Source organism: Roseovarius halophilus (ex Wu et al. 2025) (genome assembly GCF_047086965.1).
This window is the reverse complement of the sequence record NZ_JBKOTX010000182.1, coordinates 1-11074: the sequence shown is the minus strand read 5'-3', so window position 1 is coordinate 11074 and position 11074 is coordinate 1. Positions and strand designations below refer to the sequence as shown.

Here is an 11074-nt window from a genome sequence, read left to right as displayed (position 1 = left end):
GCCGGGCTGGGGGATGGCAAGCTGGTGATCCGCGAGGTCCCGGGCGCGTCCGAAGGTATGGGCGCGTCGATCCGCGCCGGGGCCGGCTGGGCCGGCGCATCCGGCGCGGCCCGGCTGATGATCCTGCTGGCCGACCTCCCCGATCTGGAAACCGCCGATCTTGTCGGGATGTGCATCGCCGCGGCCCGCGCGCCCGGTACCATCTGGCGTGCGCAGGATGCGTCGGGCATGCCGGGCCACCCGGTGATTTTCCCCGCGCGCCTGTTCCCGGCGCTGACGCAGGTCACGGGCGATACGGGCGCGCGCGACGCGCTGCGCGGGGAAACCGTGCATCGCTATCGGCTGCCGGGCACCCGCGCCACGACGGATCTGGACACGCCGGCGGCATGGGCGGCATGGCGCGCGCGCAGCGGGCGATAGGCCGGCCCGGCATTTGCGCGGCGGCACCACGCCGGCCGGTCGCAGCACGTCGACAAAGCACGAGAGTTCGCAAACTTGTTTCTCGAAACGAAACAATCCCGGCGCAATGCCGGGATTGTCATTCGAAACCGGGTCAGCCCCCGCAACCGATTTCGGGATAACCGGCCCCATGCACGGGGCCGGTCCGCTGCAAACCGGTTAGCGGGTCAACAGGCGCGCCTCGTGCTTCTTCAGCGACCGACGCGCGGCCTGGTAGGCGGCGATTCCCTTGGCCTCGCGCAGGTCGGGGAAGAGCTCGTAAAGCTCGTCGCGCTGCGCGTCGCCAAGCCCGTCCAGCACCTGTTCACCGGGCTGGAAACTCTCGGTCCACGCCCCGTTCGACAGCACGACCTCGTGCTGGTCGAACATGAAGTGGATGTAGGTGGTGCCGCTGGCCTCGACCGTGTCCACCCCGTCGAGCCCGGTCAGGTGCTTGGCCGCGGCCAGCACCTCGTGCTCGTCGAAATAGAGCGCACTGCGGTCGGTATGCATCAGGACGCGGTGCTGGGGGCTGACCATCATGTCACGTTCCGGCAGGCCGCGGCCAAGGCTGCCCGCCCGGATCAGCACCGGCTGCAGATGCGGCGCCCGGATCAGCTCCGGCCCTGACAATGCGCGCTTGCCGATCCAGCGGATTTCCTGCAGGCCGTTGTCGCGGGTGATGACGCGGTCGCCCACCTGCAGGTCCTCGACACGGCACTCGCCCCGCGGTGTCGCGATCACCGTACCCGGCGTGAAGCAGGGGATCAGGTTCTCGATCTCGCGGAATTCCAGCGTGCCGGTGACGTTGCGGTCCCCGTCGAGGAATTCCACCGTGCCGGAGGTCGAATCGCCATCGGCATCGACGGTTTCATCGACGACGCGCAACGGCCCCGACCCGGTCAGGTCCAGCGTGTCGAAATCGTCGTTGACCCCGTCATCCGTGCTGTCGCCGGTGCCGCCGTCAACGGTATCCCCCGCGGTCGCGTCGGTGAACAGGTCCCGGTCGGCGCGGCCCTGCAGATCGTCATTGCCTGCACCGCCGAAGATCGTGTCATTGCCGGCGCCGCCCTGCACGGTGTCGTCGCCCGCGTCACCCATCAGGCTGTCATCGCCGTCCTGGCCGCGGATCGAATCGTCGTCGATCCCGCCAAAGACGGTATCGTTGCCTTCCCCGCCCAGCAGGGTGTCGTCGTCATCCTCGCCATAGATCAGGTCGTCGCCGCCCGCACCGTTGATGACGTCAAGACCGTTCTCGGGGACCGGGTCGGTCGCATCGGGCGTTTCACCCGCCGTGCCGGCGATCGGATCGTTGCCGAACCCGCCCCAGATCGTGTCGTTGCCCTCGCCGCCGAGGATCGTGTCCGAGCCGTGGCTGCCGGTCAGGCTGTCATCGCCGAACCCGCCGCGGATATCGTCGTCATCGATACCGGCATTGATCGTGTCGTTACCCTGGTTGCCGCGGATCACGTCGGCATCATCGCCGGTCATGATCAGGTCGTCACCCGCGCCGCCAAACACCGTGTCCTGGTCATCCGCCGGGTTCGGATCGCTCAGCGCCGGCAGGCCGGTCGCCGGATCAATCAGGAACTGGTTGGGCAGGTTCGGGTCATCCCCCTCGTAGTCCGAGAAGGCATCGATGCCCGCGATGATGGTGTCATCGCCGGTACCGCCCTGGACCTCGTCATTGCCAAGACCGCCGGTGATGGAGTCGGCACCGCTGCCCCCGCTGATCACGTCGTCGTCGAAACCGCCGTCGATCACGTCGTTGCCCGCATCGCCCGTGACGACATCGGCATCGTCGCCGGTCGAGATGGTATCGTCCCCATCCCCGCCATGGACGGTATCGGTGTTGTCCAGCTGCGCGGCCCCCGTCTCGAAGGGCACGCCGACGAAGGTCTCGTGATCGGGCACACCGACGTTGTCGCCGTCGCTGCGGATTTCGTCGTCGCCGCTGCCGCCGTCGATAACGTCGGCGCCGTCATCGCCGTTGATCTCGTCATCGCCGTCACGTCCGAAGATCGTGTCGTCGCCGTCACCGGCCTCGACGATGTCGTCGTTCGGCGCTTCGCCCGGCAGGATCGCATCCTCGTTGTCGATCATGTCGCCTTCTGGATCGCCGGTATAGGTCTCGTCGATCCGGTTGTCGCCGTCATCGCCCTCTACGATGCCGTCCGGCCCGCCAGCCTCGTCTTCGCGGACGGTCACCGTGACGGTGGCGGTATCAGTCCCGCCGTTCCCGTCATCGACCGTGTAGCTGAAGGAATCCGTGCCACTGAACCCGTCATCGGGCGTGTAGGTCACAGTGCCGTCACCGTTGATCGTTGTCATGCCGTTGGCGGGATCGCTGGTGCCGGTGACGGTCAGCGTGTCGCCGTCCACGTCGCTGTCGTTGTCCAGTACGGGCACCACCACGTCGGTCTCGAAATCGGTGATCGCGTTGTCGTCATCCGCGGCAACGGGGGCGTCGTTCACCGGGTTCACCGTCACGGTGACCGTGGCACCGGCAGTCCCGCCGTTACCGTCGTTGATGCTGTAGCTTATCGTGTCCGTACCGTTGAAGTTCTCGTCGGGCGTGTAGTTCAGCGTACCGTCGCCATTGATGGTCACGCTGCCGTTGTCGGCCGTGGCGTCCGTCACCGTCAGCGGGTCGTTGTCGGGGTCGCTGTCATTGTCCAGCACCGAGATGTTCTCGACCGGCACGTCCTCGTCGGTCGTCACCTGGTCATCATTGGCGACCGGATCGGCGTTGCCGGTCTCGGGCACGAGCAGGTTCTCGATCTCGCGGAACTCCATGCTGCCCGTGATACGCCCGTCCGTGTCGAGAAATTCGACCGTCCCCGACGTGGAATCACCATCGGCATCCTCCGTTTCGTCGACGACCTGCAGCGGCCCCTCGCCCCGCAGATCCAGCGTGTCGTAATCATCGCCGCCGGTGCCGCCATCGACAAAATCGCCCGCGTCGCCGCCGACCATGACGTCACGATCATCACCGCCGACAAGGCTGTCGGCACCCGCGCCACCGGCCAGCATGTCGTCGCCGGCTTCGCCGAACAGGGTGTCGTTACCGTCATCGCCCAGCAACGTGTCGTTGCCCGGTACGCCGGTATCGCCGCCACCTTCGCCGGGGGCGTCGAAATAGACATCGGTGATGTTCATGTCCGTCGCCGCCGGTCCGTCCTGATCATGCAGGATGCTGATGCGCGAGATCGGACCGGGAATATCGACGAGAACGGAATTGTCATCGCTGGTCGCCGGCTGGTCGCCGCCGCCGTTGCTTGTCGCCGTTTCCTCACCGTCGGGTGAAATCGTGTCGTCCAGCGTCACGTCCGCGCCGCCTGACAGGAAAACCTCAACGGGGCGGCCGTCGGCATCGAAGGCCTTGACCGCGACCCGCCCGTCACCGTCGACGTCGTTGATCCTGAAGGACACGTTCTCGACGGCCTCGGAGAATTCGAGGTTGTAATCGCCCTCGTTTCCTTCGCCGTTGAGCGTGCTTTCGAAGGAACTGGTGCTGTCGGCCGGGTCGCCGTCGGTCTCTATCCCCGACACGTTCTGTTCTTCGGTCGTCACACCGCTCTCGACCTCGTCGCGCTCGTGCTCCTGCACGATCCGGAAGGTCACGTCGACGCTGCCGGTGTTCTGCACGAAACCACGGTCATTCGGCGCGAGGTCCCACTCGAAGCTCTCGCGCACCGTGCCGCCGTCGCCACCGTCATGGATACCGCCGGGCAGGTTGCTGTCGCCGTAGATCAGGTCGTCGCCAGCGCCGCCCGTGACCGAGTCGTCGCCCGATCCTGCATAGACATCATCGTCGCCCTGTTCGGCGAGGATGGTATCGTCGCCGGCGCCGGCATCGACGATGTCATCCTGTGGCCCCTCGCCCGGCAGCAGGGCGTCCTCGTTGTCTATGCGATCGCCTTCCGGGTCGCCCGTATAGGCCAGATCAATCCGGTTGTCGGTCGAATCGCCCTCGACGATACCGTCGCCGCGATCGGTGGGATTGTTCGTTTCACCAGACATCGTCATCTCCTTTGTGCAGCTCGATGGCGCCTGGCGCCTTGCCGCGATAACCACTTTTTCGCCCTGCCGACGATGCGACGGCGAGGGGCGGCCCACACGACAAAACCATTCTCCGGCGGGGAGATGTGCCGCCTTCTCCATGGCGGCTCATGCACGCGGGTCTGACCCTCGTGACCAGTGTGTTGCACACGTTGCTCAAACAACCCGGCGAACGCACCCTCCCGCACCGATTCCCGGTACGCTTTTCGTGCGGCCGCCCCCGTGACCTACAGACATCGCCCCCCAGTTGGGCATGTTCAATTTGTACTGAAGGCACGAAGACCGACAAAGCGAAATCTGTCAGAAACCGGGCAGCAATACGGTGCAACACCGCCTTGCGACGTCCGGAAAGCCCGTGCCCCGCACGGCCTCTTCGCCGGTTTTGTTGCCAATTTCCGAACACTGTCTCTCTGCAAGCCGGCCTCGACCTTTCTATTTTACCTTAATTCCTGAACCACAGCGCCGGGACGTCCGGTTCGAAACGCGCTTGCTGTTTCTATTTTTGAAACATGGCGCGAACGCGGGGAGCTTGATCCGAAATGTGGCACAAACCTGCCGGTCGCGTGTCAAAAACGTAAACAAAGCGTGACCAATCGTACCGGATTTGCGGAAAAATCGCTAAACTGGAAACATGCCCGCCCGGACATGAGGCCGAATCGAGTCCGCGAAGAGCGCCGATGCGCGTGGCTGACTGATCTCTCGACCATTCTTCTCGGCTCGGTCGTCTGGAATACCGCGTGTCGCAATTATCGGGTCGCATGGCCTCTACGGTCTTCGGGCTTTTGTGGGATGACAGGGTACCGAGGATGATCACATCGCCTGGTTTCAGGGCTGGGGCGAGCCGGGTCTCGACATAAAGCTCGAAGAGGACGCGGTTCATCGCGCCGTTGATGACCAACCCGTGGTCTTGGCCATGTTCGTCTTGAGCGAGGTCTCGTCGATGAAACCGATGCGTGGCAACAGGCTGGCCATGAACGGTTGCCGCCACGTGATCCGCATATGGCGTGCATGGCCGGACCTCGGGCCGCTTTTGCTCGACCGCCTGAAGGTCTTATTCATGCACCAGACCGGGGCTGCGCAGCGTCCACCGGACCGGCATGCGGCGGACCGTCATCTGGTGCGTCTCAGCGATTTCCAGCACCAGATCATCCAGCGCCAGAACCGGCTTGGCCGCCATCCGCGCCGCGATCCGGTGCCACAGCGGGGCCAGCTTGCCGTGCGGCTTCGGTTCCCGGGCGGGACATGCTCGTTGGTCGTCACCTGACGAAGCGCCTCGCCCGTCTCAGGAGGCCACCAACAGGATATCGTTGCGCACAAGGTATCGCCCGTCGACCCGAAACGGAATGGGGGCGCCGGCGATTGGCGTGTCGGCACGACCCGGGGTCTGAACGTGGAGATGAAGATGCGGCTCCGAACTGTTGCCCGAGTTGCCGACCTTTCCCAATGGCGCGCCTTGCGCCACCGGTTCCCCGGCGACGACACGCACGCTGCCGCGTCTCAAGTGGGCCACGACCACCCAAACCCCGTCGCACTCCAGAATGACATGGTTCCCGAGCTTGCGAACCCTGTCCATCTCGGGGACAAGCATGTCCGGTAGCGCCCCTTCGGCCGCGATCACACGACCGGCGCAGGGAGCGACGACAGGCGCATCGAAAATCGGATAGGCCGCCGGATCAGACGGGTTGGATAGGGGACGTGAAACCCCGAGTGCAGCCCGTCCGAGAATATCCACGGCGTAGGACTGACCACGCCAGTTGGCAAAGCGTGGAACGTCCTGATCAAGCGTCTTGAGGTGCACGTTCGTAAGTTCGCGGCTGCCGCCATGCGCAACGAGATATGCGCCGGGCCCCAAGGGGGATGACAGGTCGATCACGCGCGATCCGGGCGGGGTCGATGATGCCATGGCCTGCAAGGAGAGCGCCCCTCCGGCCGCTGCGAGGATGAGCCCGATCGCGCCTGTTCCCCAACCCGACCAGCCGGATGGCATAACCGGCAGACCGGCGCGTAGAGCCGCCGCACCGGCCCAGACCACACCGATGGCCCATAGGGCCGCGAAGACATGCAGTACCCAACGCGGTGGCAGACCCCACAGCATCACCTGCGACATCGCGAAGAACGCGAGGCCGGTCCCGAGTACCTGAGCACAAAGCCCGAGCCAGCTCGCCCCCGGAAAGAAGGCAATCCAAAGAACCAGAGCAGCCGGTACGACCAGCTGTACCGCGATCATGAGACCCTGCACGTGAGATTTGCCTTCCCGTAAGGTTTGCGCCAATGCCTCGCATTTTCCCGACAGCCAAGCTTTGAGCTGGGTCAAGGAAGCGACGAAGATCGGCCTCCGAACACGACCCGGTTGATGTTCTCGAGGCCGAGGCCACAAGCCAAATCCATTTTGCGAGATCATGATCTTGTTTCGAAGCCGTGCAGATATGCGGCGGTACCGGTTGCCGAAAACGGAAAGTCACTCTCGCGGCGGCCTCGGACATCGACGCCAACGTTTTTTTAACACCATTTGTGTGCGCCACCGCCCGGAGACGTCTACAGTCAGGAAAATGGCGCACCTGCAAGGATTCGAACCTTGGGCCTCTGCCTTCGGAGGGCAGCGCTCTATCCAGCTGAGCTACAGGTGCGTCGCGACCGCGTATAGCGGCGCGCAGGGCCGGGTGCAATCGTGAAATTGGACCGAATGGCGCCGCGCGCCGTCACGACCCTTGCGCAGGAATGCAAAACGCCGAAGGCCCGGACGGGGCACTTCGGCGCATGACTTTGAAACGCAGGAGCTGCGTCTTATTCGACAACGTTGCCGTACTTGTCATAAACCGGCTCGGGCTCGACAACGACGACGGGTTCTTCCTGCTGTTGGGCGCAGGCTGCGACGAAGGCGCCCATGAAGAGGACGGCTGAGATCTTGAAAAGCTTCATTCTGGCAGCTCCTGTTGTTAATACCGTGCAAAGCATAGCAAGCAAAACTGTGCGCGTCGATGGCCAACGGCGACAAATTATGCCTCAACCCCGTCCACAGGCAAAGAATTTACGCCGTTCCCGCGCCGCGCACCGTCAGCCGAACAGGTCATGCGCCAATTCCAGCGCCTCGACCAGCACGTCCACCTCCTCGGTGGTGTTGTACATTCCGAAGGATGCCCGGCAGGTCGCCGTCACGCCAAGGTGATCCATCAGGGGGCCGGCGCAATGATGCCCGGCGCGCACCGCCACGCCCTTCTTGTCGAGGATGGTGGAGATATCGTGCGCATGCGCCGCGCCCGCCATCGTGAAGGAAAAGATCGCCGCCTTGTCCGGCGTCGTCCCCTGCACGTTGAGCCAGTTGAGCCCGTCCATCCGCTCGGCCGCATACCGGCACAGGGTTTCCTCGTGCGCCGCGATGGCCTCCATACCGACATCCATCATGTACTCCAGCGCGACGCCGAGCCCGATCGCCTGCACGATGCCCGGCGTCCCCGCCTCGAACTTCATCGGCGGGTCGTTGTAGGTCACCTCGTCCTTGCTGACCTCGCGGATCATGTCGCCGCCGCCCATGAAGGGGCGCATCTCGGCCAGCCGGTCCCTGTGCACGAAAATGGCGCCCGACGCGGACGGACCATAAAGCTTGTGCCCCGTGATCGCGTAGAAATCGCAGCCCAGCTCGTCAAGGTTCACCGGCATGTGCACCGCCGCCTGCGACCCGTCCACCAGCACCGGCACCCCCTGTGCCCGGGCGGCATCGCAGATCGCCTTCACGTCAACCTTGGTGCCCAGAACGTTCGACAGATGCGTGATGGCCACCAGCCGGGTTTTCGGGCCGATCGCGTCGATCACCTGCTGCGGATCGAGCGCACCCGAGGCATCCGTGTCCACCCATTTCAGCCGCACGCCCTGCCGTTCGCGCAGGAAATGCCACGGCACGATGTTGGCATGGTGTTCCATCACGCTCAGCACGATCTCGTCGCCCGGCTCCATCCGCGGCATCGCCCAGCCATAGGCGACCATGTTGATGCCCTCGGTCGTGCCGGAATTGAGCACGATCTGGTTCTCGTCCGCCACCCCGAGGAAGCGCGCGACCTTGCCGCGCACCGCCTCGTATTTCTCTGTCGCGATGTTCGACAGCGTGTGAAGCCCGCGATGCACGTTCGAATATTCGTGGCTGTAGGCACGGTTGATCGCGTCGATCACCACTTGCGGTTTCTGCGCCGAGGCCCCGTTGTCCAGATAGACAAGGGGCTTGCCGTTGACCTCGCGCGCGAGGATCGGAAAGTCGGCGCGGATTCTCTCGACATCCAGCATCTCAGGATACTCCCATCACGACCGAGGCGATCACCCCGAAGACAAATCCAAGTCCGATCAGCGTGCCCAGGACCGAGATCACGAGAACGGCAGCCGCCTTGAACGGGTTGCCGAAGCCGTGCGCCACGTCAATGAACGAAACAACGGCCCAAAGCCACCAAACGAACATCGCCATCATCGCCAGCGACGACAACAATGGTAGCGCGAATCCAAGGATGAAAACCCCCGCCAGCAGAACAAAGGTCACGACCTGCAACCATGTCAGCACGGCCAGAACGTCACCCAGCGTGCCTCGTCCCCCCAGGGCACGGCCGACCCAGTAGATCACGAAGACCGACAGCACCACGCGCGCCCATTGCATGATCGCGAAGACGAGCGGCGCCTCGTTCGCCGGCGAGCCCTGCACCAGCGCGCCCATCTCGCCCTCGGGCATGGGCGCGACCTGGAACAGCGCCGACATCGACAACGAGGACAGGATCGACACCAGCGTGAGCGTCATCCACAGCGCCTGTACCGGCAGGCCCATCGCCATGACCGCGACGGCGGCATCCCCGGGAGTGCGCAAGGTCTGCAGGAAAAGCGGTTTCAGCGACGTCAGCGTCATGTCATGCCCCACCCGGCCTCGCGCAGGTTGGCGACGAGAAACCACAGGAAAACCGCCACCCAGATCAGGCCGACCCCTTGCAATCCCGGACCCGGCCCGACGAACCCCGCCACCAGCCCGTGCAACAGCATCACCGGGCTGGCCGCCAGAAACGTCCAGAACAGCGCAAGGCGGGTGTCATGGGCGGTCCCCTGCGCGCCGACCGCGCGGCAGACAAGGTGCAGCAGGAACGCCAGCGCGTACATCGCCAGCGGCGCCATGAAAATCCAGCCCAGCAACGCCCCGCCAAGCAGCGGGTTCAGGTCGGTGCCCTCGAGATGCGCCTGCCGGGCCAGCCGCGGCCACTGCCCGATGAACACCACCGCACAGCCCGCCATCAGGATGGCCAGCGCCCGGCCCTCGTTGGCACCCATCGCGAGCAGGCGCCGCATCACGACGCGCGGCCCGCGATAGGTCGCCACGATATCGGTGGTCACGGGCATCAGCCGCGCCGCCGCCCCAACCAGCCTTCAAGCCGGCCCACGATCTCGTCGCGCAAGTCCGGATCCTCGACCTCCTCGACCGCCTCGGCAAGGAATGCCAGCGTCAGAAGGTCGGTCGCGGTGGGCTTGGGCACCCCGCGCGAGCGCAGGTAGAACAACGCCTCCTCGTCGATGGCGCCGCTGGTCGAGCCGTGCGAACATGCCACGTCGTCGGCATAGATTTCCAGCTCGGGCTTCGCGAGGAACTGGCTGTCGTCGTCCAGAAGCAGTGACTGGCTGATCTGGTAGCCGTCGGTTTTCTGCGCGCCTTCCTTGACAAGGATCTTGCCCTGGAAAACGCCCGTCGCCCCGTTCCGCAGGACCTTCTTGAACACCTGCCGGCTTTCGCAGCGTTCCGCGTCATGGGTGATGAACACCGTGTCGTCATGATGGAAATCACCGTCGCCCATCGCGGCGCCGGCGACATGCGCGACGGCATCATCCCCGGTCAGTTCGATCACGCACTCGTTGCGGGTCATCACGCCGTTGGCCGTCATCGTGAAGGACTTGAAGCGGCTTTCACGCCCCAGCCGCGCAAAGAGGTGCGTGGCCGCGCGGCGCTCGTGATCGCGGCCCTGCGTGCGCACGTGCTGGAACGACGCGGTGTCGGCGACATCCACTTCCATGACATTGTTGAACCGGGCCGCCGCCGGACCGTTTTCCAGCACCGTCAGTTCCGCGCCCTCGTCCAGCTTGATAACATGATGCAGGATCGCGTCGGAAGTCTCTGATTGATGGTGATAAATCAGGTTCACGGGTTTGCTGGCGCGGCCCGTGGCGTGGATGATCACGCCGTCGGTAGCCAGCGCCGTGTTGAGCGCGGCAAGCGGCCGCGGCACCGGGGCCTGCCCGGCTGTTTCCAGCACGCCGTAAAGGTCCTTGGTCCAGTGGATGTCGGCCTGTGCCGCATCGCTCAGCCGCTCGATCGTGATGCCTTCAAGCGACAGGTCGTCGCTCGCATCCGGGTCGAAGACACCATCCACGAAAACGATCTTCAGGCGGTCGAACGCGCCGAAAACGGGCGCCTCGTCAGACTCGTCATGCAGCGACGCCGCCGACACCTCGGCCTGCACCAGCGTGTCCGGCCGCGTGAATTTCCAGTATTCGTCGCGCGCGGCGGGCAGCCCCATCCCGCGCACCCGGGCCAGCGCCGCATCGCGCGCCGCGTCCGCCC

General features: G+C 64.8%; 9 protein-coding genes and 1 tRNA gene. 1 reads left to right on the top strand and 9 read right to left on the bottom strand.

What is annotated here, in order from left to right; translation table 11 throughout:
- Window positions 1-420: NTP transferase domain-containing protein (locus ACH107_RS25535; protein WP_412508412.1), on the top strand; the 420-nt coding region annotated here is incomplete at its 5' end.
- A 198-nt stretch (window positions 421-618) separates the two neighbouring features.
- Here ACH107_RS25535 and ACH107_RS25530 read toward each other — a convergent pair.
- From ACH107_RS25530 to sufD, 9 genes are all read right to left on the bottom strand, one after another.
- Complete coding sequence (locus ACH107_RS25530; protein ID WP_412508411.1) at window positions 619-4461, bottom strand: Hint domain-containing protein; 3843 nt, start codon at window positions 4459-4461, stop codon at window positions 619-621.
- A 1090-nt stretch (window positions 4462-5551) separates the two neighbouring features.
- A complete protein-coding gene (locus tag ACH107_RS25525) occupies window positions 5552-5677 on the bottom strand; it encodes a hypothetical protein (RefSeq protein ID WP_412508409.1) in 126 nt (41 codons plus the stop codon).
- 105 nt (window positions 5678-5782) lie between these two features.
- Window positions 5783-6814, bottom strand: coding sequence for a M23 family metallopeptidase (locus ACH107_RS25520; RefSeq protein ID WP_412508407.1), 1032 nt, complete (start codon window positions 6812-6814; stop codon window positions 5783-5785).
- Between the two features lie 236 nt (window positions 6815-7050).
- Window positions 7051-7127: transfer RNA gene (locus ACH107_RS25515), tRNA-Arg, on the bottom strand.
- A 157-nt stretch (window positions 7128-7284) separates the two neighbouring features.
- Window positions 7285-7419, bottom strand: a complete 135-nt coding sequence (locus ACH107_RS25510; RefSeq protein WP_412508405.1) for a hypothetical protein — start codon at window positions 7417-7419, stop codon at window positions 7285-7287.
- 135 nt (window positions 7420-7554) lie between these two features.
- Window positions 7555-8775 carry a cysteine desulfurase gene (locus tag ACH107_RS25505; RefSeq protein ID WP_412508404.1) on the bottom strand — a complete coding sequence of 407 codons (1221 nt, stop codon included), beginning with the start codon at window positions 8773-8775 and terminating at the stop codon, window positions 7555-7557.
- Window position 8776: 1 nt separating this feature from the next.
- Window positions 8777-9379, bottom strand: a complete 603-nt coding sequence (locus ACH107_RS25500; protein ID WP_412508403.1) for a Yip1 family protein — start codon at window positions 9377-9379, stop codon at window positions 8777-8779.
- Window positions 9376-9861 (bottom strand): YIP1 family protein, encoded by a 486-nt coding sequence (locus ACH107_RS25495; protein ID WP_412508401.1) that lies wholly within the window; start codon window positions 9859-9861, stop codon window positions 9376-9378. Before ACH107_RS25495 ends, ACH107_RS25500 begins: the two co-directional genes overlap by 4 nt.
- On the bottom strand, window positions 9861-11074 hold a 1214-nt coding region (gene sufD, locus ACH107_RS25490; protein WP_412508399.1), incomplete at its 5' end, for a Fe-S cluster assembly protein SufD. The genes sufD and ACH107_RS25495, both read right to left, overlap by 1 nt.

Bases quoted from the DNA above. Each gene is read 5' to 3' on its own strand.
- ACH107_RS25530 (WP_412508411.1), bottom strand. From the start codon at position 4,461: ATGTCTGGTGAAACGAACAATCCCACCGATCGCGGCGACGGTATCGTC.
- ACH107_RS25525 (WP_412508409.1), bottom strand. From the start codon at position 5,677: ATGGCGGCCAAGCCGGTTCTGGCGCTGGATGATCTGGTGCTGGAAATC.
- ACH107_RS25505 (WP_412508404.1), bottom strand. From the start codon at position 8,775: ATGCTGGATGTCGAGAGAATCCGCGCCGACTTTCCGATCCTCGCGCGC.
- ACH107_RS25500 (WP_412508403.1), bottom strand. From the start codon at position 9,379: ATGACGCTGACGTCGCTGAAACCGCTTTTCCTGCAGACCTTGCGCACT.
- ACH107_RS25495 (WP_412508401.1), bottom strand. From the start codon at position 9,861: ATGCCCGTGACCACCGATATCGTGGCGACCTATCGCGGGCCGCGCGTC.
- ACH107_RS25510 (WP_412508405.1), bottom strand. From the start codon at position 7,419: ATGAAGCTTTTCAAGATCTCAGCCGTCCTCTTCATGGGCGCCTTCGTC.